This is a genomic window from Acidiphilium iwatense, from assembly GCF_021556475.1.
GTDB lineage: Bacteria > Pseudomonadota > Alphaproteobacteria > Acetobacterales > Acetobacteraceae > Acidiphilium > Acidiphilium iwatense.
In genome coordinates, this window is sequence record NZ_JAKGBZ010000032.1 from 1 (window position 1) to 22,881 (window position 22,881).

20 protein-coding genes are annotated in these 22,881 nt (G+C 65.1%); 13 read left to right on the top strand and 7 right to left on the bottom strand.

Annotated elements, in window-relative coordinates; translation table 11 throughout:
• The first annotated feature begins 298 nt into the window (after window positions 1-298).
• Both ndk and L2A60_RS14325 read left to right on the top strand, forming a co-directional pair.
• The gene (ndk, locus tag L2A60_RS14320) at window positions 299-721 is read left to right on the top strand and encodes a nucleoside-diphosphate kinase (protein WP_235705121.1); all 423 of its coding nucleotides are present in this window, start codon (window positions 299-301) and stop codon (window positions 719-721) included.
• 18 nt (window positions 722-739) lie between these two features.
• Entirely contained in the window at window positions 740-1,324 is a 585-nt protein-coding gene (locus L2A60_RS14325; protein WP_235705122.1) for a GNAT family N-acetyltransferase, read from the top strand.
• A 6-nt stretch (window positions 1,325-1,330) separates the two neighbouring features.
• Here L2A60_RS14325 and L2A60_RS14330 read toward each other — a convergent pair whose 3' ends face one another.
• Window positions 1,331-3,112, bottom strand: a complete 1,782-nt coding sequence (locus L2A60_RS14330) for an SLC13 family permease (RefSeq protein ID WP_235705123.1) — start codon at window positions 3,110-3,112, stop codon at window positions 1,331-1,333.
• Between the two features lie 199 nt (window positions 3,113-3,311).
• Entirely contained in the window at window positions 3,312-3,566 is a 255-nt protein-coding gene (locus tag L2A60_RS14335) for a YMGG-like glycine zipper-containing protein (protein ID WP_235705124.1), read from the bottom strand.
• Window positions 3,567-4,009: 443 nt separating this feature from the next.
• Between L2A60_RS14335 and L2A60_RS14340 the strand changes: the two genes are divergently transcribed.
• The 7 genes from L2A60_RS14340 to cysN all read left to right on the top strand — a co-directional run bounded on the left by L2A60_RS14340 (window position 4,010) and on the right by cysN (window position 12,025).
• Window positions 4,010-5,050 (top strand): rod shape-determining protein, encoded by a 1,041-nt coding sequence (locus tag L2A60_RS14340; protein ID WP_235705125.1) that lies wholly within the window; start codon window positions 4,010-4,012, stop codon window positions 5,048-5,050.
• A 50-nt stretch (window positions 5,051-5,100) separates the two neighbouring features.
• Window positions 5,101-5,979: a universal stress protein gene (locus L2A60_RS14345; RefSeq protein ID WP_235705127.1), complete on the top strand. Its 879-nt coding sequence runs from the start codon at window positions 5,101-5,103 to the stop codon at window positions 5,977-5,979.
• Window positions 5,980-5,994: 15 nt separating this feature from the next.
• Window positions 5,995-6,444: a MarR family winged helix-turn-helix transcriptional regulator gene (locus tag L2A60_RS14350; RefSeq protein ID WP_235705129.1), complete on the top strand. Its 450-nt coding sequence runs from the start codon at window positions 5,995-5,997 to the stop codon at window positions 6,442-6,444.
• A gap of 77 nt (window positions 6,445-6,521) precedes the next feature.
• Window positions 6,522-7,253: a pirin family protein gene (locus tag L2A60_RS14355; RefSeq protein WP_235705131.1), complete on the top strand. Its 732-nt coding sequence runs from the start codon at window positions 6,522-6,524 to the stop codon at window positions 7,251-7,253.
• Window positions 7,254-7,497: 244 nt separating this feature from the next.
• The gene (locus tag L2A60_RS14360; RefSeq protein ID WP_235705133.1) at window positions 7,498-9,030 is read left to right on the top strand and encodes a Do family serine endopeptidase; all 1,533 of its coding nucleotides are present in this window, start codon (window positions 7,498-7,500) and stop codon (window positions 9,028-9,030) included.
• A gap of 173 nt (window positions 9,031-9,203) precedes the next feature.
• Complete coding sequence (gene cysD / locus L2A60_RS14365; protein ID WP_235705134.1) at window positions 9,204-10,145, top strand: sulfate adenylyltransferase subunit CysD; 942 nt, start codon at window positions 9,204-9,206, stop codon at window positions 10,143-10,145.
• Window positions 10,145-12,025: a sulfate adenylyltransferase subunit CysN gene (gene cysN / locus L2A60_RS14370; protein WP_235705135.1), complete on the top strand. Its 1,881-nt coding sequence runs from the start codon at window positions 10,145-10,147 to the stop codon at window positions 12,023-12,025. Before cysD ends, cysN begins: the two co-directional genes overlap by 1 nt.
• A 53-nt stretch (window positions 12,026-12,078) precedes the next feature.
• Here the strand turns inward: cysN and L2A60_RS14375 are convergent, their stop codons facing one another.
• Together L2A60_RS14375 and L2A60_RS14380 are read right to left on the bottom strand one after the other, a co-directional pair.
• Window positions 12,079-12,936 carry a restriction endonuclease subunit S gene (locus L2A60_RS14375; protein ID WP_235705136.1) on the bottom strand — a complete coding sequence of 286 codons (858 nt, stop codon included), beginning with the start codon at window positions 12,934-12,936 and terminating at the stop codon, window positions 12,079-12,081.
• Complete coding sequence (locus L2A60_RS14380; RefSeq protein ID WP_235705137.1) at window positions 12,899-14,731, bottom strand: restriction endonuclease subunit M; 1,833 nt, start codon at window positions 14,729-14,731, stop codon at window positions 12,899-12,901. The genes L2A60_RS14375 and L2A60_RS14380 overlap by 38 nt, the downstream gene beginning before the upstream one ends.
• Before the next feature lie 205 nt (window positions 14,732-14,936).
• Between L2A60_RS14380 and L2A60_RS14385 the strand changes: the two genes are divergently transcribed.
• From L2A60_RS14385 to L2A60_RS14400, 4 genes are read left to right on the top strand one after another with little or no spacing between them, the layout of a single operon-like run.
• The gene (locus L2A60_RS14385) at window positions 14,937-15,443 is read left to right on the top strand and encodes a GNAT family N-acetyltransferase (protein WP_235705138.1); all 507 of its coding nucleotides are present in this window, start codon (window positions 14,937-14,939) and stop codon (window positions 15,441-15,443) included.
• Window positions 15,444-18,062, top strand: coding sequence for a YfhO family protein (locus tag L2A60_RS14390; protein ID WP_235705139.1), 2,619 nt, complete (start codon window positions 15,444-15,446; stop codon window positions 18,060-18,062). It abuts the gene before it with no gap.
• Between the two features lie 6 nt (window positions 18,063-18,068).
• Window positions 18,069-19,205 carry a chorismate synthase gene (aroC, locus tag L2A60_RS14395; protein WP_235705140.1) on the top strand — a complete coding sequence of 379 codons (1,137 nt, stop codon included), beginning with the start codon at window positions 18,069-18,071 and terminating at the stop codon, window positions 19,203-19,205.
• 18 nt (window positions 19,206-19,223) lie between these two features.
• Entirely contained in the window at window positions 19,224-20,414 is a 1,191-nt protein-coding gene (locus L2A60_RS14400; protein ID WP_235705141.1) for a hypothetical protein, read from the top strand.
• Window positions 20,415-20,421: 7 nt separating this feature from the next.
• Here the strand turns inward: L2A60_RS14400 and L2A60_RS14405 are convergent, their stop codons facing one another.
• Genes L2A60_RS14405 through L2A60_RS14415 form a run of 3 tightly spaced genes read right to left on the bottom strand, consistent with a single transcriptional unit; the run spans window position 20,422 to window position 22,753 of the window.
• On the bottom strand, window positions 20,422-21,138 hold the full coding sequence (locus tag L2A60_RS14405; RefSeq protein WP_235705142.1) for an SDR family NAD(P)-dependent oxidoreductase: 717 nt from the start codon (window positions 21,136-21,138) through the stop codon (window positions 20,422-20,424).
• Window positions 21,135-21,917 (bottom strand): enoyl-CoA hydratase, encoded by a 783-nt coding sequence (locus L2A60_RS14410; protein WP_235705143.1) that lies wholly within the window; start codon window positions 21,915-21,917, stop codon window positions 21,135-21,137. The genes L2A60_RS14405 and L2A60_RS14410 overlap by 4 nt, the downstream gene beginning before the upstream one ends.
• Window positions 21,918-21,925: 8 nt before the next feature.
• Window positions 21,926-22,753 (bottom strand): DeoR/GlpR family DNA-binding transcription regulator, encoded by an 828-nt coding sequence (locus L2A60_RS14415; RefSeq protein WP_407932559.1) that lies wholly within the window; start codon window positions 22,751-22,753, stop codon window positions 21,926-21,928.
• Window positions 22,754-22,881: the final 128 nt, after the last annotated feature.

The following is a 22,881-nucleotide window of genomic DNA, read 5'->3' on the forward strand; positions in this document are numbered from 1 at the left end:
CTCCCATTGGTCAGCCCTCAGCCCATAACGCCCCATCAATCAGCCTTTCGGAATGCTGATCTGCTATGAATCAGGAAAACGGTCGCGCCGGAATCCCCCCGGTCAAATGACGACACACCCTAGCAAACATTTGATTTCAGTGCGGTGGTTCTGAAATTCCCAAAATTGCCGCCGCGGGCATGTTGGGAATTTCAGAACCACCGCACTGGCTAGCTATCGCAGAGGGCGGGGCTTGCCCACCCCGCACGGTGCGGCTATGGCCGCCCGCAATTCTTTACCAACTGAAAAGAGACCAAGCATGGCCACCGAACACACTTTGTCGATCATCAAGCCCGACGCGACCCGCCGCAACCTGACCGGGCGGATCAACGCCAAGTTCGAGGCGGCCGGGCTGCGCATCGTCGCCCAGAAGCGGCTCCGGCTCACCCAGGCGCAGGCCGAGGCGTTTTATGCGGTTCACAGGGAGCGGCCGTTCTTCGGCGGTCTGGTGTCGTTCATGACCTCCGGCCCGGTGGTCGCCCAGGTGCTCGAGGGCGAGGATGCGGTCGCGAAGAACCGCGAGATCATGGGCGCCACCGATCCGAAAAAAGCCGATGCCGGCACGATCCGGGCGGAATTCGCCGAGGATATCGAGGCGAACTCGGTGCACGGCTCGGATGCCGCCGATACCGCCGCCCAGGAAATTTCCTTTTTCTTCGCCGGGATCGAGATCACCGGCTGATCTTTTGCTCCACCCGCGATGGCCACCAAGCTGTCATCGCGGGAGCATCGGAAGATGCCTGCCATGAATGATGCCGGAAGGCCAGTCATGCTCGAAACCAGTCGGCTGGTTCTCCGACCGCACGAGCGGAGTGATTTCGAGGAGCTGGCGACGATATGGGCCGATCCCGAGGTCGTCAAGCATATTTCCGGCAAACCCTCAAGCCGCACCGAATCCTGGATGCGGCTTGTCACCTATTCCGGTCTGTGGCCGCTGCTCGGATACGGGTATTGGGCAATACAGGAAAAGCAGACTGGACGCTTCATCGGCGATATCGGGTTTGCGGATTTCCACCGGCCGATTGAACCCTCGATAAACGGTATTCCCGAAGCGGGGTGGGCCCTGGCATCGTGGGCGCATGGTCAAGGTTTCGCGAGCGAAGCCCTCGGCGTCGCGCTCGCATGGCTCGACCATGAAACTCCTTACCGCAGGACTGTCTGCCTCACAGACCCTAATCATCGCGCATCGATACGCGTCGCGGAGAAGGCCGGTTTCGTCGCCGGCCCGATCACATCGTTCCGCGGCGAGGATACCCTAATTCTCGTAAGGGACATTACCGGCTGATACGCTCTAACGATGCAGCGGCCAGACCAGCATGATCAGCGGCACGGCCACCGCCATCACCACCAGGCTGAGCGGCAGGCCGAGCCGCCAGTAGTCGCTGAATTTGTAGCCGCCCGGCCCCATCACCAGCACGTTGCATGGATGGCCGGTCGGGATCAGCATCGGCGCCGAGGCGCCGACCGCGACCGCCATCAGCAGCGGATCGACCCCGACATGCATCCCGTGCGCGACCCCTGCCGCGACCGGCGCCATCAGCACGGCGGTCGCCGCGTGATTCACCGCGTTCGACAACAGCAGCGTGCCCAGCAGCATCACCGCGATGATGCCGAAGGGCGGCATATGATGGGCGAGCGCGACGAACAGGCCGGCGATCGTCTTGGCACCGCCGGTCTGTTGCAGCGCCTGCCCCACCGGAATAATCGCGCCGAGCAGGATGATCACCGGCCATTCGATCGCGTCATAGATGTCGCGCACCGAGATCAGCCGCGCCAGCACCATCGCCAGCGCGCCGCAGGTAAACGCCACGTCGGTCGCCAGCGCATTGGTCGCGGCGAGGACAATCGCGGCGGCGAAAATGCCCAGGGCGGTGACGATGCGAGTCGGCTTCCCGAGCCGGATGTCGCGTTCGGCGAGCGGTAGGCAGTCGAGCCGCGTCATCACCTCGTCCAGCGTATCGGCATCGCCCTGGAGCAGCAGAACGTCGCCGGCCACAAGCGGGATGTCGGAATAACGTCCCTTGATGCGTTCGCCGTGCCGGGCGACCGCCAGCAGGTTGACGCCATACCGGCGGCGCAGCCCGAGCGACCGGGCGGAACGCCCGACCAGCCGGGAGCCGGGCTGGACGATGCATTCCACCACCTCGATATCTTTCGATTTCAGGAAATCGTCCTCGATCTCCTTATCCTCGGCCAGGGTGAGCTTGGCGGCGTCGAGCAGGGCAGTGAGGTTGTCGGCACCCGCCTCGATCACCAGCCGATCGCCGGCGGCAAGACGCTGATGGGGGCGCGGGGCGAGCCTGCGGTCGTCGCCGCGCACCAGCCCGACCACGGCGAAGTCCGCCTCGACCTTGGCTTCCAGCTCGCCGAGCGTCTTGCCGGCGAAAGGGCTGTCCTTGTCGATTTCGGCCTCGGTGAGATATTTGGCGATGCCGTAATGCTCGTCCTCGCCCTTGCCGCTCTGGCGCTCGGGCACCAGAAACCGGCTCGCCAGCGCCATGAAGACCAGCCCCGCCACGGCGACGCCCGCCCCCACCGGGGTGAACGAGAACATGGTGAAATTGCCGTGGCCGAGCTGGCCGCGATAGGCGGCGATGATGATGTTCGGCGGGGTGCCGATCAGCGTGGTCATGCCGCCGAGAAACGCGCTGAACGAAAGCGGCATCAGAAACCGCGACGGGCTGGTTTCTGATTTGCGGGCAAGCTGAATCGCGACCGGCATGAATACGCCAAGAGCGCCGGTATCGTTGATCAGCGCCGAACACAGCGCTTCCGTGCCGGTCAGCGCGACCATCTGGCTGCCCGGCGATCTGGCGGCACGGCCGAGCCACTTGGCGATGAAATCGACCACGCCGGACTGCCAGAGCGCGTGGCCCATCACCAGCACCGACGCGATCGTGATCACCGCCGGATTGGCGAAGCCGGTGAACACCTGCTTCGCCTTGAGCACGTGGCTGACCGCAAGCACCATCAGTGCCAGCACGGCAACCAGATCGTAACGGATCAGGCCGGTCAGAAACAGGACGAGGCTGCCGCCGATCACGGTGAACACGATCATCTGGCCGAGCGGCATGGGGCGTCCCTGTGCGAGAGAGCCTAGAGCAATTTTATCAGATCTGATTGAATCAGAGAGCCAATCAGATCTGATAAAATTTCTCGCAAAAACAAACAATTAGAGCGCTTTCAAGCTAGCTGGTTACGGTCAGCCTGAAAGCGCTCTAAAAAAGGGAGGCCGAAGCCTCCCTTTCAAGTCCTCTATGATCGATCGCGGTTTACGGCGCGGGACCAAGATTGACGGTGTTCGGGTTGGTCAGCGCGCCGCCGAGCGCGCCGACGCCGCCGCCGATCAAAGCACCCATCGCCGGCGAACCGCCGGTCGCGGCGCCGATAATGGCACCGGTGCCGGCGCCGATCGCGCCGCCGGACAGGGCGCGCGACCCTGGCGTATAGCCGCAGGCGGCGAGGCTGAGTGCCAGGCCCGCGAGCAAGGCGGGGGTGAGAAGCTTGCGTGAGGTAGCGCGTGTCATACTTGTTCTCCTTCTGAATCGGCCTGATAACGTCTCGTTCTTTGCATCACGATTGCCGGATCATGTCGGCATTGTCACGGCGAGGATATGGCGGGATCATGGCAGCCGGCCGGCACGAACGAGCTTCTAAATCGCGACACTAGTGTGGCGGTTCTGAAATTCCTACGTGCCTGAGTGAGGCAGCGGTTTTAGGAATTTCAGAATCATAAACCACACTAAAATCAAAGGCTTGCTAGTGTCCTACTCGATTTGCAAGTTCGTAGACCGCCTTCGCCAACCCTGACGAACTTCCAAATCGGGACACTAGCGGCTAATCGGACGGATGCGCCGTGCCGTACGGTGCTTCCGTTCGCTTTCGCCACCTTGACTCTTCGCCCGTGCCGCCGCCAGACGGAAGATATCGCTTTCCTCTGGTTTCGCCGACGCTGCGCAGAAAGGATTCCATGTTCTCTCGGCTTCTCGGGCTCATGTCCGCCGACATGGCCATTGATTTGGGTACTGCCAACACGCTTGTCTATGTCAAGGGCCGCGGAATCGTGCTCGACGAACCCTCGGTCGTCGCGATCGCCGAGGTCAAGGGCCGTAAGCAGGTGCTGGCGGTCGGCGAGGAAGCCAAGCACATGCTCGGCCGCACCCCCGGCAATATCTCGGCGATCCGGCCGCTGCGCGACGGAGTGATCGCGGATTTCGAGGTGGCGGAGGAAATGATCAAGCATTTCATCCGCAAGGTGCATAACCGGCGGGGCTTCGCCTCGCCGATGATCATCGTCTGCGTCCCTTCCGGCTCGACCGCGGTGGAACGCCGGGCGATCCAGGAAAGTGCGGAGAGCGCCGGGGCGCGCAAGGTGCTGCTGATCGAGGAGCCAATGGCGGCCGCGATCGGGGCCGGCTTGCCGGTGACCGAGCCGTCGGGCTCGATGGTCGTCGATGTCGGCGGCGGCACCACCGAGGTCGCGGTGATCTCGCTCGGCGGCATCGTCTATTCGCGGTCGGTGCGGGTCGGCGGCGACAAGATGGACGAGGCGATCATTTCCTATATCAGGCGTAACCATAACCTGCTGATCGGCGAATCCTCGGCGGAAAAGATCAAGCTCGATATCGGCGCCGCCTGGGCCGACCCCAAGGCTCCCGGCCCGCTGCGCGAGGTCAAGGGCCGCGACCTGATCAACGGCGTGCCGCGCGAAGTGACGGTCAGCCAGGCGCAGATCGCCGAAAGCCTGGTCGAGCCGGTCAGCCAGATCATCGAGGCGGTGAAGGTGGCGCTCGAGAACACGCCGCCCGAACTCGCCGCCGATATCGTCGATAAGGGCATCGTGCTCACCGGCGGCGGCGCGCTGCTGCACCGGCTGGACGACGTGCTGCGCGAATCGACCGGCCTTCCCGTGGTGATCGCGGAAGACCCGCTGCAATGCGTCGCCATGGGGACCGGCCGCGCGCTCGAGGAGTTGAAACGGCTGCGCACCGTCCTTTCTTCGATGTATTAGAGCGTGACGACTTTAAGTCGATCACGCGTTCGTTTTCGGGGGACTTGATCATGGCGATACGGAAAATCCTGCTGCCGCTGGCCGGCGTCGCCTCGGCGCGCGGCGCCCTGAGCACCGCGCTGATGCTGGCCGGGCGCTGGGGTGCCCATGTCCATGCGTTTCACGTCCGCACCGACACGCGCGACGTCGCCCCGCTGGCCGGCGAGGGTCTGTCCGGCGCGATGATCGAGGAGATGATGGCGAGCACCGAGAAGGAGGGCCATTCCGAGGCTCGCGCGCTCGCCGCCCTGTTCGAGGCGGAAACCGGCGCGCGCGGCATCGCGGTCGGCGCGCCGGTCCGCGCCGCGGACGGTGCGGTGCGCGCCTCCAGCGCGCGCTTCGAATCGGTGATCGGCCGCGAGGAGGAACTGGTCGCCGGCGAGGCGCGGTTGTCCGATCTGATCGTGGTGCCGCACCCGAAATCCGCCGAGGAGGTCGCCTCCGCCGACGCGCTGCACGCCGTGCTGTTCGATTCCGGCCGGCCCGCGCTGATCGCGCCGGCGGGCGTGCCGGAGACGATCGGCGCGCGCATCGCCATCGCCTGGAACGGCACGGCGGAGAGCGCGTCCGCCGTCGCCTCGGTGCTGCCCTGGCTCGCCGAGGCCGAACAGGTGCGGATTTTCCACTCCGAGGACTATCAGCGCCAGGGGCCGGGGGCCGACCGGCTGGCTGGATTCCTGGAACTGCACGGCATCGCCGCCGAAATCGCCGCATTCCGCGCGATCGACCGCAGCGTCGGCGCCGGGTTGCTCGCCGCGGTGACCGAGTACGGCGCCGACCTGCTTGCGATGGGCGCCTATTCGCATTCGCGCCTGCGCCAGCTCATCCTGGGCGGCGTGACGCGCCACGTGCTGGAACACGCCACGACCGCCGTGCTGATGAACCGATGAATTCGTGATGGTGTGATGTACGGCGTCGAGGATGCGGCGACCATCGCGGCGGTGCGGGCCTATGTGAAGCTGCTGCGCGCCAGCCGCGCCGTGGTCGCGCGCACCCTGCCGCGCCTTGCCGAGGCCGGGCTGACCCATACCCAACTCGGCGTGCTCGAGGCGGTCCTGCATCTCGGCCCGCTCACCCAGCGCGACCTGACGCGCAAACTGCTCACCAGCCCCGGCAATCTGACCGACGTGATCGACAAGCTCGCCCGGCGCGGGTTGGTCGAGCGGGTCGCCTGCAAGGAAGACCGGCGCAGCGTGCGGGTGGTGCTGACCGACTCCGGCCGCGCCTTCATCGAGGGTCTGTTCCCCGGCCACGCCGAGGATATCGCCGCCGCGATGGCGGGGGTAACCGGCGTGGAGCTGGCGGAACTCGACCGGCTGCTGCGCCGGCTCGGGAAGGGTGCGGCGGGAGATTGAATCGGAAGAGCCTCGCGCTATATAGTTTGATATCGAACTATAACAGCGCAACTTCGCGCTTATCAGGAGATCTCTCCATGATCGAACTGCGCCCCTTCGAGGGCATCGGACGGTTTCGCAACGACTGGCTGAACGCGCATCATCACTTCAGCTTCGGCCAGTATCATGACCGCGGCCGGATGGGCTGGGGGAGCTTGCGCGTCTGGAACGACGACGAAATCGCGCCCAGTGCCGGATTCGACCCGCACCCGCACCGCGACATGGAAATCATCACCTTCATCCGGCAGGGCGCGATCACCCATCGCGACAATCTCGGCAACGAGGGGGTGACGCGCGCGGGCGACGTGCAGGTGATGCACGCGGGCACCGGCATCGTCCATGCCGAATACAACAGGGAAGCCGAACCCACGCGGCTGTTCCAGATCTGGATCGTGCCGGACCGCACCGGGGTCGAACCCGGCTGGGCGAGCCGGGAATTCCCGCGCATGGCGGGATCGGGCCTGCAGGTGCTGGCGGGCGGGCGGCCCGGCGATGCCGAACTTGGCGCCCTGCCGCTCTATGCCGACGCCGCCGTGCTCGCGGCGCGCCTCGCCCCCGGCGAGCGGGCAACCTACGACATGGCGCCGGGCCGAGCCGCCTATCTGGTCGCGGCAACCGGCTCGATTTCGGTCAGAAACGCGGACGCATCGTCACGCGATGGTGTGGACGCGTCGTCACGTGATGGCGTCGCGGTCAGCGGCGAACGCGCGATCGTGATCGAGGCCGGGGCCGAAGAAACCGAGTTGGTGCTTGTGGATGTGCGCGGATGAAACGAGTTTCATCGCAGACCCTTGCCCGCGTTTAGAATCGTCCCTCTATCGCGAGCGAGGTAAATCGATCCGTAACGCGAATGATGCAGACTGGCGAAACAATTGTGCCGAACCTGCCGATGATGCAACATCACCGTTCGTCGCGGCAGGACGGCCGAGCCGTCAGGCTCATCCGGCCCGCGATCGGAGCCGACGCGATCCCTCCCCGGCCGGTACCGCCGGCCAAAAACAAAGGAAAAGCTGAATGACAGTCTTCGTCGCACGACGCCGGCCGCAGCGCATCGCGGCCCTCTCCGCCGTGCTGCTCGCCGGAACCGCGCTTGCCGCCGTTTCGCTGCGTCCGGCTCTCGCCGGCGATCAGTCGCTCAACGCGACCGCCAAAGTCCAGCAAGATTTCAAGCCGATTCCGAGCTTCGCGCCGCTGGTCAAGGACGTGAAGCCGGCGGTGGTGTCGGTCACGGTGCATCTCAAGGTGCAGAACGCGGTCAACGCCCAGGGCCAGATGCAGGGGCCTCAGGGCATGCCCTTCCCGTTCCCGTTTCCGTTTCCGAATCCCCAACAGCAGCAGGCGGTCGAGGCCAAGGGTTCGGGCTTCTTCATCAGCCCGAAAGGCTATCTCGTCACCAACAACCACGTGGTCAAACACGCCAAATCGGTGTTCGTCACCCTGTCGGACGGTGAGCGTCTGCCGGCCAAGGTGGTCGGCACCGACCCCAATACCGATCTCGCGGTACTGAAGGTGACGCGGGCGAAGCCGTTCCCCTATCTCGAACTCGGCGATTCGGCGAAAGTCGTGCCCGGCCAATGGGTAATCGCGATCGGCAACCCGTTCGGCCTCGCCGAAACCGTGACGACCGGCGTGGTCTCCGCACTCGGCCGCGATATCGGCGATGGCGAGTACGACAGCTTCATCCAGGTCGACGCGCCGATCAACGAGGGCAATTCCGGCGGCCCCCTGCTGAACCAGAAGGGCGAGGTAATCGGGGTGAATACCGCGATCCTGACGCCGACCGGCGGCTCGGTCGGCATCGGCTTCTCGATCCCGTCCGACATGGTCAAGCGCATCACGGCCGACCTGATCAAGAGCGGTCATGTCACCCGCGGCTTCATCGGCGTTCAGGTGCAGCTCATCAGCCCGGAAATGGCGCAGGCGATGGGCATCAAGACCAAGGACGGCAAGGCAAAGGGCGCGCTGATCGCCGCGACCGAGCCGAACAGCCCGGCGGCGAAGGCGGGAATCAAGCCCGGCGACGTGATCACCAAGGTCGACGGCAAGGCCGTGACCGATCCGCGCGATCTCGCTCTCGCGATTTCCGACATCAAGCCGGGCAATACCGCGCATGTCAGCTATCTGCGCGACGGCAAGCCGCACGACGTCACCATCACGGTCGAGAAAATGCCGGCCAACGCTCAGGCGGCGTTCAATCAGGGCGGCAATAACAGCACCAGCAGCACGGTGGCGAAGAAGCCGGAACTCGGCCTGACCCTGGCGCCGCTGACCGAGACCGACCGCCAGCAGCTCAACATGCCGATGAGCAGCACCGGCGCCCTGGTCGCGCATGTCACGCCGAACTCCCCGGCGGACGAGGCCGGGCTGCGCTCGGGCGACGTGATCGTCGGCGTCGGCAGCTCCGCGATCGCCAATCCGAACCAGGCGGTCGATGCGATCCACAAGGCCGAGACACAAAAGGCCAAGGCGATCGCGCTCCGGGTGATGCGCGGCAATCAGGCGATCTTCGTCGCGGTGCCGCTGCCCAAGCCGGGCGCCAAAAAATAATTTTTTATTTTGGCGAAAATTGAAAAAACTTTCTCTATAACGCGGCTAAAAACGCCTTATTGTGCCAAAATTTTCCCCGGCTCTTGCGAGCCGGGGACATTTCTGTTTTCACGGCGTGGCTGTCGCCGCCTGTCGCGGCGCCATTGGGTACACACCCTAATCGCGGGATTGCCATGAATTTGCTCGCCGACTCCAGGACTGAAGCCGGAATTGCCGGCGAGAGCGCCGATCTTGCCGCCCTCGAAGCCGAGAGCATCGAAATCATCCGCGAGGCGGTCGCGGGATTCCGCAATCCGGTGATGCTCTATTCGATCGGCAAGGACTCATCGGTCATGCTGCATCTGGCGATGAAGGCGTTCTACCCCGCCAAGCCGCCCTTCAGCCTGCTGCATGTCGATACCGGCTGGAAATTCCGCGAAATGATCGCGTTCCGCGACGCGACGGTAAAGCGCCTCGGCCTCGAACTGATCGTGCGCACCAACGGCGAGGCGGCGGCGCGCGGAGTTGACCCGTTCAACTATTCCGCCTCGACCTATACTCAGATCATGAAGACCGAGCCGCTGAAATCGGCGCTCGACGATCTGAAATTCGACGCGGCGTTCGGCGGCGCACGCCGCGACGAGGAAAAATCCCGCGCCAAGGAGCGGATTTTCTCGGTGCGCAGCGCGCATCATGGCTGGGACCCGAAAGCGCAGCGGCCGGAACTCTGGACCTTGTTCAACACGCGCCTCGCCCCCGGCCAGACCATGCGGGTGTTTCCGCTGTCGAACTGGACCGAGGCCGATGTGTGGAATTACATCGCGAGAGAGAACATCCCGGTGGTGCCGCTCTATTTCGCGAAACCGCGCCCGGTGGTGGAGCGCGGCGGCCAGCTCATCATGGCGGATGACGACCGCCTGCTGCTCCTGCCCGGCGAGGTGCCGCAGCTCCGCACCGTGCGGTTCCGCACCCTCGGCTGCTACCCGCTGACCGCCGCGATCGAATCGGACGCCGAAACCCTCGGCGCGGTGCTCGCCGAGATGCGCGCCTCGCGCCTGTCCGAACGCCAGGGCCGGCTGATCGACCATGACGATTCGGCGGCGATGGAAAAGAAGAAGCGGGAGGGTTACTTCTGATGAACGACATGCGCCTCCCGCCCGCCCAACCTGGGTCCGCCCGCTCGCTGCTGCGCCTGCTGACCTGCGGCTCGGTCGATGACGGCAAATCGACGCTGATCGGCCGGCTGCTGTTCGATACCGACAACATCCCCGACGATCAGCGTGCGGCGCTCGAACGCGACTCGAAAAAATTCGGCACCGACGGCGCCAATATCGACTTTTCTCTCCTGGTCGATGGGCTGGAGGCCGAGCGCGAGCAGGGCATCACCATCGATGTCGCCTATCGGTTCATGGCCACACCGCGCCGCAAATTCATCATCGCCGACACGCCCGGCCACGAGCAATATACCCGCAACATGGCGACCGGCGCCTCCACCGCGCAACTCGCGATCCTGCTGGTCGACGCCAGCCAGGGGCTGCTGACCCAGACCCGCCGCCACGCCTTCATCGCCGATCTTTTGGGCATCCGTCACGTGGTTCTGGCGGTGAACAAGATCGACCTGATCGGCTTCGATCAGGCGCGGTTCGAAGCGATCGCGCGCGACTTCGCGAGCCTCGCCGAGCAATTCCATTTCGAGACGATCGCCCCGATCCCGCTCTCCGCCCGGCACGGCGATAATGTGGTACATCGCAGCGCGCGCATGGGCTGGTATGACGGCCCGACGCTGCTCGAGCATCTCGAACGCATCGAGCCGGGCATCGCGGCATCCGGGCCGTTCCGCCTGCCGGTGCAATGGGTCAACCGGCCGGATGCCTCGTTCCGCGGCTATGCCGGCACCATCGCGGGCGGCGCGATCAGCACGGGCGATCCGGTCATTGTCGCGGCGTCGGGCCGGACGAGCCGCGTCGCCCGCATCGTCACCGCCGATGGCGACCGCGCGGCCGCGCGCGCCGGCGATGCGGTGACGCTGACCCTGGACGACGAGATCGACATCTCGCGCGGCGATCTGCTCGCCGCCCCCGAGGCACGGCCCGAGGTCGCCGACCAGTTCGCCGCCGATATCGTCTGGATGGCCGAGGCGCCGCTGCTGCCGGGCCGGCCCTATGTGGTGCGGATCGGCACCGCGACGGTCTCGGGCGTCGTGTCGAAAATCAAGCACAAGGTCAACGTCAACAATTTCGACCATCTTGCCGCCGACAGCCTGGCGCTGAACGAGGTCGCCGCAGTGAACATGGCGCTGTCGGTCCCGGTCGCCTTCGACCCCTATACCGGCAACCGCCGCACCGGCGGCTTTATCCTGATCGACCGGCTGACCAACGCAACGGTCGCCGCCGGCATGGTGCGCCATCCGCTGGGCCGCGCGACCAACATCCACCGTCAGGCGCTGACCATCGACCGCGCCGCGCGCGAGGCGCGCAACCGGCACCGCCCGGCGATTCTCTGGTTCACCGGGCTGTCGGGCGCCGGCAAATCGACCATCGCCAATCTGGTCGAGGCCAAGCTGCATCTGCTCGGCGCGCACACCTATCTGCTCGACGGCGACAATGTCCGCCACGGGCTGAACCGCGATCTCGGCTTCACCGACGCCGATCGGGTGGAGAACATCCGCCGGGTCGCCGAGGTGGCGAAACTGTTCGCCGATGCCGGGCTGATCGTTCTGGTCAGTTTCATCTCGCCGTTCCGGGCGGAGCGGCGGATGGCGCGCGAACTGGTCGAACCCGGCCTGTTCCACGAGGTGTTCGTCGATACGCCGATCGAAATCTGCCGTCAGCGCGATCCGAAGGGTTTGTATCGCAAGGCCGATGCCGGGCAGATTCGCAATTTCACCGGAATCGACAGCCCGTATGAACCGCCCGAGGCGCCGGAATTCCATCTCCGCACCGAAACCGGCACGCCCGAGGCGCTGGCCGACGCGATGATCGCCGCCCTGCGCGATGCGCTGGGGTTTGCGGAGTAGTCCGGGGGGACGGAAGCCTCCGACGAGTAGCACCCAGGCAGCATGTCGGCCATTTAGGCAACCGCCAGAAGGTCTGGCTGATCGTTACCCGATGCACGCCCCTTGCGCTGTGGTACATCGAACGTAAGGGCAGGAAGGTTTTCCCGAAGTCGCTCGATCATATCAAGGGAGAAGTCCGATTCAGCCGGCTGCTGGTGTTGAACCTGCGCGGCAATCTGCTCCGCGAGACGTGCGAGCGTATCATTCCAACGATCATTAGCGAGCCTTATGGCTTCGGATCGTTCACGAAATGCCCGCATCACCTCGTCGGCAATCGCATCCTGTTCTACCTGCCCGACCATCGGCACGAGTGTTTTCCGTACATCATCGTCGAGGATCGCCGGATAGCTTGAGCCCGTACTCCACTTCCTAAATTGCTCCAATGTACTTGGCAGTCGGAGAGCGAAGTACAGATAGTACGGATTGATACCTGGCTTCGGCCGGATAACGGTGAAGGCGGTTGATGCGATCTGATTGTGCAATTCGACAGGAACAACCGCTATTGCCCCTCGCGTCGGTCTGCATGTCGAGACGATGATGTCGAAGGCGCTCACAACTTTTCGTGCCCGCGAGGGCGCTTCCTCGCCGAGCAGTTCCTGCGGAGAAACAATGGAGCCCGTCGTAACATCGACGCTCGCGATATCTATGTATTGGAACATCATTTCTGGATTCGAAGTTGGATCGCGTTTCTCAATCGCTACGTCCGCAAGCGTATCGACCCGGCGCAACGCATCCTTTCGAAATTGTCGAATGCCCTCTGAAGGAAGATGAAAATCGATGTCCCAGCGTCCCGCAGCCTTGAGCGCGTCTCGCGCAAGCTTCACCACCTTCATATCACCAACCCACATGATCGCGGAATGCAGCAGCCGCATCCGCTATTTCTGTTCCAGATTTTGCCCGCCCGGTGGCGTCGTACCCGAGGTTCTCCACTTCGCACAGGAAGACATCCTCCTCTCGCTCGGCATCTCCCACGCGACGCTTCTCGAGGATGCACAGGCATGTTTTTACCATCGCACCGTACGGGGTGAAAGCATCTTCGGGAAAGAAGAAAATGCCTCTTAAATGCGCACATCCGTACAACCAGTCACGTACAAATGATCCGCTTTTCCCTTTCGTAAGGTGTTCAGGTAGAACGATGGCAAGCCTACCACCCGGCTTTAAGAACTGGATACTGCGCTCCAAGCCAAGAACTTCTAGCGGAAGAGACTTCTTCTTGTGCCCAAGGTCAAAGCGACCTAGCATGGCCAAAGTTTCTTGTTTCATAATGCTACCAAACGGCGGGTTTGTTAGTACTACGTCAAATACCGCCGGCTCGCCGTTACCCAACGCTGTTATATCGGGGTAGTTGTCGAAACTAAGTAGCGCATCTTGGTTGCGGATGTTTGTATGGCCGTCGTCGTTCAAAAGCATATCCGTCATGGCGATCCGTACCATCCGGTCGGATTTCTCAATGCCATGTAAATGAAAGAACTTGAATTCGTGAATCGCGTGAGCAGTGAGCGTTGCTCCCTGATTTGCCATCACGTATTGCAAGGCCTTAGTAAGAAAATGGCCCGATCCACAAAACGGATCAAGAATCAATTCATCTGCGCGCGGTTTTATCGCATCGACAGCGAGCATAACAATTGGATCAGGCGTAAAGTATTGGCCCATACCAGCCCGGATGGCAGGGCCTAGAACGCGCTGAAATGCACGGCCTTTGATATCTGCCGCACTATCAATTAGCGAAAACTCCTGAAGCCGATCGACAATATTGTACAACGCCGTATCGCTCAGCCTAATCTGAGTCTTGAAGACGCCACGCGACCGCTCATATCCCGGAATTCTTTGTGAATATACCTCAAGATCGGTATTCCGAGCTTCCTCGTAGAGGATGCGGATATTAGAGGCAACCTCCGACGCGTTACTTGCGCCGTACGTTTGAAAGCAAAATGGCGTTCCTACGGCTTGCTTTGTCGTATGCCGCTCATCGTAAATCTTAGTGTAGAGAACCTTGCATATCTCATCTAACGCCTCATCTGCGTGTAGCCCATCAATGTCTCGTGCTGTGCTGTGACATTCGAACAGCTTTCTCTCATACTCAGCCGAGATAGGTCGAAGTCCGGTGGTCCGGCCGGACCCGACCTCCGGCAACTCGCGAATGAATTGCACACGAACGGCAGCCTCAAGGCCGTAGGTGGGTAAGTCTGCGATGTATTCGAAGTCGTTTGGATCGATCTTTTTCCGAAGCGTGCGCACGCGGTCGCCGTCGGTAACGAGCCCGATCGTAGCTGTGTGTGTCGAGGCAAGGTACGTCTCTAGCTGCCGTTCTGCCTCTATGAACTCGTCGTCAGTGGCCCCCCGCTTCTTCACCTCGACGTATAGAAACGTTCGACGAGTCGCATTCCGAATTGAGATATCAGCCTGTTTTTCCGTAGAGCCCATTTTGACGGGCTCCTCGATGATAAGCCTCTCGCCAAGCCAATCGCGAGGGTAGCCGTACTTGGAGATGAGGCTTTCAAGCGCCCATTGACGAATGAACTCCTCAATGACTCTCTCGGCACCGTCATAGGTGTTGTGTTGATGAAACCATAGGTCCGCGCGCCGGCGAGCGTCCGCAACATCGCCATGATTTGGGAAGAGCCAATCTGCGGGGGGAATGAGCCTAAAATTACCAATCAGTGCCATCGAACGTCCCAAATTCTTAAACCGCGTCGCGGTGATCGGGTCCCTGATATGACATGAGAGGCGACGGGTATAGGGTTTGTGCGGTCGCTACGTGCTACGCTGGTGCTACTTTTACCAGCTTCAAGGCCCAGCCGGCACGCCCCCCCCAACCGAAACGCTGCTGGGCGGAATGGACGGTCGGCTCGGGGGATGATAGCAGCGGTCGATGAGCGAAACGACCGGCAAGCCGTTTTCCCTGCGCGCCGCTCGGCAGGATGACGCCGCCGGGCTGTGCGCGATCCGCAACCTGCCCGGCGTGCGCTGGGGCACGCTGGCGCTGCCGTTCGGCCGCGTCGAAGCGAGCGAGGCCTATCTCGCCAAACTCGGCCCGAACAATCATTTTATCGTCGCCGAGGCCGAGGGCGCGCCGATCGGCTCGGCCAGCCTCGATCGCTACGCCGAGCGCCGCGCCCACGCGGCAGGACTCGGCATGATGGTCGCCGATCCCTGGCAGGGCAGAGGCGTCGGCGCCGCGCTGCTCGGCGCGCTGACCGACCTCGCCGATAACTGGCTCGGCCTCAAGCGGATCGAACTCTGCGTGTTCGCCGATAACGGCCGCGCGATCGCGCTTTACGAAAAATTCGGCTTCGTCGAGGAAGGCCGGCAGCGCGCCTATGCATTGCGCGGGGGCCTGTTGGTCGATTCCCTGCTGATGGCCCGGCTGCGCGATTAGATGGTCGCCGCCCTGCGCCGCCACTTCTGGCCGCTGCTCGGCTTCGCGGCGCTGCCGTGCCTTGCCAATCTCCTGCTGATCGCCGGCGTGATGCACGCCGACCCGGCGCTGTTCTTCTCCTCGCTGGCCACTCATCTGCGGCTCGGCCCCTGGCCCGGCTCGCCGACCTGGTTCGACCCGACGATCGGCCTGATCACCGAGGCGCAGGGCATGCTGTCCGCCAAGGACTGGCTCGCCGGCATCATCCCCTGGTGGAACCCCTATACCGGCATCGGCATGCCTCTGGCCGCCGAAATGCAGACTCTCTCGTTCTTTCTGCCCTTCGTTCTGCTGCTGCGCCTCGCCCATGGCTGGCTGATCCTGCGGCTGGTGCTGCAGGGCCTGAGCGGTGTGGCGCTCTACGCCCTGCTGCTCGAACTCGGCGCGACCCGCTTCGCCGCCTTCGCGGCGGGGGCGCTCTATGCGCTGAGCGGCACGTTTTTCATGGTCCCGCACGCCGCCGGGCCGCTGCCGTTCATGCCGCTTCTGCTGCTCGGGATCGAGCGTGCCGCGCGCGCGGCCGAGGCCCGAACCCCGCTCGGCTGGGGCGGGATCGCCGCTTCGCTCGCGGCCATGCTCTATGCCGGCTATCCCGAGATCGCCTATTTCGGCGGGCTGCTCGCCGCGGTCTGGACGCTGCGCCATGCCGTTCTGCTCGGCGCCGATCGCTGGCGGTTCGCCGGAAAGATCGCCCTCGGCGCCGGGCTCGGACTGGCTTTCGCGGCGCCGCTGCTGATTCCGTTCCTGCATTATGTCGCGGTGTCCTTTCTCGGGCCGCATGGCGGATTCTTCGCACGGATCGCGGTTCCGTATTCCGGCCTGCCCTTGCCAGTCCTGCCGTTCATTTACGGACCGATCGCGGCCCCCGCGCCGGCGTCGCTGGTGCCACCCTACGGCGAAACCCTCGGCATCGCCTGGTCCCAGCTCGGCACCTGGTTCGGCGTGGTCGCGCTCGGCCTCGCCAGCGCCGCGCTGACGTGCCGCACCCGGCATCGCGGCCTCGTCCTGGTTCTGGCCGGATACGTGCTGGTCTGGGCGCTGCGGCTGCGCGGCGTCGCGCCGGTGCGGTTCCTGGTGAACCTGATCCCCTTCGTCGGCGCGAGCGACGCGATCCGCTTCGCAAGCCCGGCGATGGATCTCGCGCTCCTGGTCATGGCCGGACTCGCGCTGGATCGCTGGCAACGGGACGGCGCGCTGCCAAGGCGGGCGGTGCTTGGCGCCGGAGCACTGCTCGGCCTGATCGTCGCGGTGTCGGTGTGGCCCGCTTTGCCGGCACTGCGCGCCTGGTACCGTGCCAGCCCAGACCTGTTGAATTTCGGCATGATCGCCTGCTTTGCCGAACTCGCCTGCGCCGCTTCGGTTCTCCTCCTGCTCGCCGCGCGGCCGGCGCGGGCGGCGCGGCTGATCCTCGCGGTTCTGGCCCTGGGCGACGCGACGGCGGCGTTGGCCTCCGGCCAGTTCTCCGCCGCGTGGTCGGGCCGGCTGGAGCGCGGCGGCGTTACGTTCCTGGCGCAACACCAGGGGCTGGCGCGGTTTTTCACCCTGCTGCCGTTTGGCCCGAACTATCCGGCTTCATCCCGAATCGCCTCGATCAACAGCAATCAATTGCCGGTCGCGGCGAACTGGATCGCCTACGGCCAGAGTCATCTCGGCTGGAAATTGTTTTCCACCATCGCCGATCAGACGGCGGCGCTGCGCCGCCATATCCCGGCCTATCAGGCGCTCGGCGTAAAATACGTGCTCGCCCCGCCGGGCGACAACCCGTTCCGCGATACCGAGCATCTGCGCCTCGATCCGGCCACGATTCGCGCGATCAACGTGCAGGGCGCCACCGAGATTCACGGCGGATTGCCGGCCGGCCTGGTGCGGCTGCGCCGGATCGCGGTCGTTTCGGTCCTGATCGGCACCTATGACGGTGCCGCGCGCGGCCCCTTGCTCGCGACACTTTGCGCCGGGACCGATTGCGCGCACGGCGCGGCATCGCTGGATCGCGCGTCGGACGATGCGTATCTGCCGATCCATCTCGATCACGTGCTGGATATCCCGCCGGGAACAGCATTGCGCTACCGGTTTCGCCATCCTTCCGGCAGCGGCGTGGCGTTCTGGACCGGGCGAATCGCTGCGGACGGCAAATCGCCGCCGATCACCGCGCCGCGCCTCGGCTTTTCGACACCACTGCCCCAACCGGCGCCGCGCCTCGTCTATCGCGACCAGGTGATGCGGATCTATAGCCTCGCCGGGGTCAGCCCGTTTTATACAGCACAAGGCTGCACCCTGGCCGGCGCGGGCTGGAACCGCGTCACCGCCGATTGCCCGGCACCAACCCGACTGATTCGGCGCGAGGCGTGGTTCGGCGGCTGGCACGCGCGCATCGGCGGCAAACCCGTGCCGATCGCCCATGCCGGCCCCTTGTTCCAGTCGGTGATGCTGCCGGCCGGGCGCAGCCGCGTGGTGTTCTTCTATCGTCCGCGCCTCACCCGGCTCGCCTGCGCCCTGGCGCTCGCCGCCCTCGTCCTCGCCGCCGGATTGATGATCCGGGACCGCCGGATGCTTGGCGGAATGCCTGTGCCACGCCTATAAACCGGCATGTCGCATAACAGTTTCGGCCATTTGTTCCGCGTGACCACCTGGGGCGAGAGCCATGGGCCGGCGATCGGCTGCGTGGTCGACGGCGTGCCGCCGCGGATTGCGCTGTCCGAGGCGGATATCCAGCCGTTTCTCGACCGCCGCCGGCCCGGCCAGTCGCGCTTCACCACCCAGAGGCGCGAACCCGATACGATAAAAATCCTGTCCGGCGTGTTCGAGGGGATGACCACCGGCACGCCGATCGCGCTGACGATCGAGAATGTCGATCAGCGCTCGAAGGACTATGCCAATATCGCCGACCAGTTCCGCCCCGGCCACGCCGACATCGCCTATCTCTGGAAATACGGCATTCGCGATCCGCGCGGCGGCGGCCGCTCCTCGGCGCGGGAAACCGCGATGCGCGTCGCCGCCGGGGCGATCGCGCGGAAAATCCTCGGCGATGGCGTGACGATTCGCGGCGCCCTGGTGCAAATGGGGCCGCACCCGATCGATCGCGCCCGGTTCGACTGGGCCGAGGTCGAACGCAACGATTTCTTCTGCCCCGACCCGGTCGCGGCGGCGCATTGGGCCGATGAACTCGACAAGGTCAGGCGCGACGGATCGTCGCTCGGCGCGGTGGTGGAAATCGAAGCCGTTGGCGCGCCGCCGGGCCTCGGCGCGCCGGTCTATGCCAAGCTCGACGCCGATCTCGCCGGCGCAATGATGGGCATCAACGCGGTCAAGGGCGTCGAAATCGGCGACGGATTTGCCGCCGCCAGCCTGCGCGGCGAGCAGAACGCCGATGAAATGCGGATGAACCAGGACGGCACGGTGCGCTTCCTCGCCAATCACGCCGGCGGCGTTCTCGGCGGGATTTCGACCGGCCAGCCGATCGTCGTGCGCTTCGCGGTCAAGCCGACCAGTTCGATCCTCACCGAAGTCGCGAGCGTCGATGCGGTCGGCGCCGAGATCATGGTGCAGACCAAGGGGCGGCACGACCCCTGCGTCGGCATCCGCGCGGTGCCGGTCGGCGAGGCGATGATGGCCTGCGTGCTGGCCGATCATCTGCTTCGTCATCGCGCCCAATGCGGCGACCCCGCGCCGTCCGGGCGGCTGCCCGTCACGCCGAATTGCTCGCCGGAGCGCCCCGCGCCGTAGTATATACGGATCATGAATATGTCGGTGCCACAAGGCCCGGACGCCAGGACGATCCCGGCCTTTCTCTCCCTCGCGGGGGAGAAATGCTGGGCCGGGCGGATCGCGCTTCTGCACGCCAGGGTCGCCGGCAGCCCGCGCTACGGCAGGCTGCTCGCCCAGCGCCACGCCGCCGAGTTCGCACTGGAAAAAGCCCGGCGTGGCCTCGGTCTCTCCGCCGACGAGGCGCTGCTCGCCACCCGTGTCGCCAACCTCGCCGCGCTCGATGCCGGCCTCGTCGCTTCGGGCAAGGTGCGCTTTCGCGCCGCTTTGGCCACAGCGCTCGACGGCGATGCGACGATCATTCCGCTGCTGCATCTGCACCGTACCGCCATGCTGCACGAAGCGGCGGGATTTTCGGTGCGCTACGCCGGGTTCGAGGACGGCGCCCCGTTCGACCTGCTGATCGCCCGCGAGGGGGCGAGCGCGGAAATCGCCTGCGACACGTTCTCCGCCGAGGCGGGACGCTTCGTGCGCCGCGCCGCCTGGATGCGCCTGATCGACCGGATCGACCCCGATCTGCAGACCTGGCTCGCGGCGCATCCGGGCCGCTATCTGCTGAAAATGACCCTGCCCAACGGGTTGCGCGATAGCGGCGAGGATGGCGGCGCGGCCGCGCTCGCCGAGTTGCACCAGCGGATCAATGCGATGCTGTCGGCCTCGCGCCGCGCCGATTACGACGAGGCCGCGGTGCTGCGGCTCGACCCGTTGATGCTCACCGCCGCCCAGGCGGACGAGAACGGGCTGATGAGCGGCTTGCGCCAGGAATTCGGGCCGGAAGCGCAATTGGCGGTCACCGGCGGCGGCCGGGGCGTTCTCGTCCTCGCGGCACGCGCGGGCAGCGAGAACGAGGTCGCGACCGCGATGCGACGACGCCTCGCCGCCATCGCCCCGGCAAGGCTCACCGGAACCCGTCCCGGCATTCTCGCCATGTTCATCGAGGATACCGACCGGCTCGAATGGCGGCTGTTGCGCGAACACCTCACGCTCGAAGGCGAGGCGCGGCAGTTCCTGACCGACCCCGCGGCCCGTTCGGTCGTTGCGATCACCTGCGCGTCGCGGTTCGAGCTGTGCCGGGAAGCCGGCGCCGAAAGCGCTATGCGGTTCCGCAACCCCGCGCACCCCGCCGCCCGATCGGCCGCCTTGGCCCCTGCGGTGCTATCGACCGTCTGACCGCCAGCTACGTGCCCTGCCACACCACGATCGCGCCGTGGCGGGTTTCCGCCGGCAGACAGAGTGCCGTGATGGCGGGCGCAATATCGGCGGGTTGCGGCAGGCTTGTGGGGTCTTCGCCGGGATAGGCCGCGGCGCGCAGGGCGGTCGCCGCGCGCACCGGATCGAACAGATTGACCCGCAGCGCGGTTTTCTTCAGCTCGGCGGCCCAGGACAGCACGAGATTCTGCCGCGCCGCCATGCTTGCGCCGAAACTGCCCCAATAGGCGCGCGGCGATGCCGCGACCGCATGGGTCAGAACCACCGCCCGCCCGTTCGGTGCCGCGCGCAGCATCGGCTCGGTGGTGCGGATCAGCCGCCAGGTCGCGGTCGCGTTGATGCCGAAGGCCGGCTCCCACTGATCCTCCATGATGTGGCTCGCCGGGGTCAGCGCGCCCAGCGCGGAGGCCGCGTGAACCAGGATATCCAGCCGGCCGAACCGCTCGTACAGGCTGGGGCCGATCGCGTCGGTCACGTCCCCCTTGGTGAGGTCGGCGGGCAGCAGCGTGGCATCGCCACCCGCCGCGCGGATGATGTCGTCGGTCGCGGCGAGGCCGGCATCGTCGCGCGCCGCGATCACCACATGCGCGCCCAGCCGCGCGAGTTCGATCGCGGTCGCCGCCCCGAGACCGCGGCTCGCCCCGGTCACCAGGGCCACGCTGTCCTTCAGCGGCAGATCGGTCATCGGGGTTTGTTCCGGCCGATGAAGGCGCCGATGCCCTGCCGCGCCGAGGGTTCGGCCAGGTTGCACGCCATCGCCTCGCTCGCCGTCGCGTAAGCCGCTTCCACGCCCTGCTCGGTCTGGCGGTAGAACTGCGCCTTGCCGATCGCCAGCGCCGCGCGCGGCTTGGCGAGAATATTCGTCACGAGATGCTCGACCGCATCGTCAAGTTCGCCGTCCGGCACCGCGCGGTTGATCAGGAACCGCCGCTCCGCCTCGCGCGCGCCGATCATCCCGCCGGTGAACAGCATCTCGAGCACCGCCTTGCGTGGCACGTTGCGCGCGAGTGCGACACTCGGCGTCGCGCAGAACAGGCCGAGATTGACGCCGGAGACCGCGAAGCGCGCGCTTTCCGCCGCGATCGCGAGGTCGCAGGTCGCGACCAGTTGGCAGCCGGCCGCCGTCGCGATGCCGTGGACCCGCGCGATCACCGGCACCGGCAGGTGCTGCAGCGACAGCATGACCCGGCTGCATTTGGCGAACAGCGCGCGCTGTGCCGCCGGATCGGGCAGCGCCATCATCTCGCGCAGGTCGTGCCCGGCGCAGAAGGCCCGCCCGGCGCCCTCGATAATCACCAGCCGCGCCGCTTCGTCCGCGCCGATCGCGCCGATCGTATCCTGCAGCGCATCGAGCAGCGCCTCCGACAGGGCGTTGAGCGCATCCGGCCGGTTGAGCGTGAGCCGCACCGCGCCGCGCGCATCGCGCGTAAGGAGCAGCGGCGGCGTTTCGGTCATCGCATCCATGGAGGGGATTATGCCGGATGACGCGCTGTAGCGCCATCCTCTCCTTCCGGTGCGATATGCAGTTCGACGCCGAGGCTCGCGATCAGGGCCGCGATCGGCGCCGGCGGCGGCAGATCGGTATAGAGTGCCGCGATCTGCGCGAGATTGCCCACCCGCATCAGCGCGGGCCGGCCAAATTTCGAATGGTCGGTGACCAGAAGCACCCGCCGCGCGTTGCGGATGATCGCTTGCGAACAGATCACCTCGTCCATGTCGTAATCGTACAGCCCGCCATCGGCGTCGATCCCGGAGATGCCGATAATGCCGAGATCGGCGCGGAACTGGTCAAGCATGTCGCGCGTCGCCTGTCCGGTGATGCCGCCGTCGCGGTTGCGCACCGTCCCGCCGGTCACCACGATGCGGAAATCGGGATTCTCGCTCATGATCCGCGCGACGTTCAAATTATTGGTGATGATCCTCAGATGCGTGTGATCGAGCAGGGCGCGCGCGACCTGCTCGGTAGTCGAGCCGATATTGATGAACAGCGAGGCGTGGTCCGGCACGTCGCACGCCGCCATGGCGGCGATCCGCTGCTTGGCGGCGAGATGCACCACCTTGCGGCGCTCGTACTCCATGTTCTCGATGCTGGACGGCAGGCCGGCGCCGCCGCGATACCGGCTGATCTTGCCTTCGGCGGCGAGCGCGTTGAGGTCGCGCCGGATGGTCTGCACCGTCACGTCGAAATGCTGCGCGAGCGAATCGATGGTCTGAAACCCGCGCGAGCCGACCAGGGCGACGATCTCGGTGAGTCTTGTGGCATTGGCGGAACGATCGGACAGATGACTTCTCCCTTGCACGGCACGCGGCGGTGACTCCGCCGCGAAATTTGCATGACAATGGCGCGCGTCCGACGCGGATGCAAACCCAAACCGGCACGAATTCGCTGAATTCCTCATGCTGCATGTGCGAAATAGAGCTTTTTCTG

Coding starts and splice junctions, on each gene's coding strand:
- L2A60_RS14350 (WP_235705129.1), top strand. CDS start 5,995: ATGTACGGCGTCGAGGATGCGGCGACCATCGCGGCGGTGCGGGCCTAT.
- L2A60_RS14360 (WP_235705133.1), top strand. CDS start 7,498: ATGACAGTCTTCGTCGCACGACGCCGGCCGCAGCGCATCGCGGCCCTC.
- L2A60_RS14335 (WP_235705124.1), bottom strand. CDS start 3,566: ATGACACGCGCTACCTCACGCAAGCTTCTCACCCCCGCCTTGCTCGCG.
- cysD (WP_235705134.1), top strand. CDS start 9,204: ATGAATTTGCTCGCCGACTCCAGGACTGAAGCCGGAATTGCCGGCGAG.
- aroC (WP_235705140.1), top strand. CDS start 18,069: ATGTCGCATAACAGTTTCGGCCATTTGTTCCGCGTGACCACCTGGGGC.
- L2A60_RS14390 (WP_235705139.1), top strand. CDS start 15,444: ATGGTCGCCGCCCTGCGCCGCCACTTCTGGCCGCTGCTCGGCTTCGCG.
- L2A60_RS14400 (WP_235705141.1), top strand. CDS start 19,224: ATGTCGGTGCCACAAGGCCCGGACGCCAGGACGATCCCGGCCTTTCTC.
- L2A60_RS14375 (WP_235705136.1), bottom strand. CDS start 12,936: ATGCGGCTGCTGCATTCCGCGATCATGTGGGTTGGTGATATGAAGGTG.
- L2A60_RS14410 (WP_235705143.1), bottom strand. CDS start 21,917: ATGGATGCGATGACCGAAACGCCGCCGCTGCTCCTTACGCGCGATGCG.
- L2A60_RS14340 (WP_235705125.1), top strand. CDS start 4,010: ATGTTCTCTCGGCTTCTCGGGCTCATGTCCGCCGACATGGCCATTGAT.
- L2A60_RS14345 (WP_235705127.1), top strand. CDS start 5,101: ATGGCGATACGGAAAATCCTGCTGCCGCTGGCCGGCGTCGCCTCGGCG.
- L2A60_RS14380 (WP_235705137.1), bottom strand. CDS start 14,731: ATGGCACTGATTGGTAATTTTAGGCTCATTCCCCCCGCAGATTGGCTC.
- L2A60_RS14385 (WP_235705138.1), top strand. CDS start 14,937: ATGAGCGAAACGACCGGCAAGCCGTTTTCCCTGCGCGCCGCTCGGCAG.
- ndk (WP_235705121.1), top strand. CDS start 299: ATGGCCACCGAACACACTTTGTCGATCATCAAGCCCGACGCGACCCGC.
- L2A60_RS14355 (WP_235705131.1), top strand. CDS start 6,522: ATGATCGAACTGCGCCCCTTCGAGGGCATCGGACGGTTTCGCAACGAC.
- L2A60_RS14325 (WP_235705122.1), top strand. CDS start 740: ATGGCCACCAAGCTGTCATCGCGGGAGCATCGGAAGATGCCTGCCATG.
- L2A60_RS14330 (WP_235705123.1), bottom strand. CDS start 3,112: ATGCCGCTCGGCCAGATGATCGTGTTCACCGTGATCGGCGGCAGCCTC.
- L2A60_RS14405 (WP_235705142.1), bottom strand. CDS start 21,138: ATGACCGATCTGCCGCTGAAGGACAGCGTGGCCCTGGTGACCGGGGCG.
- cysN (WP_235705135.1), top strand. CDS start 10,145: ATGAACGACATGCGCCTCCCGCCCGCCCAACCTGGGTCCGCCCGCTCG.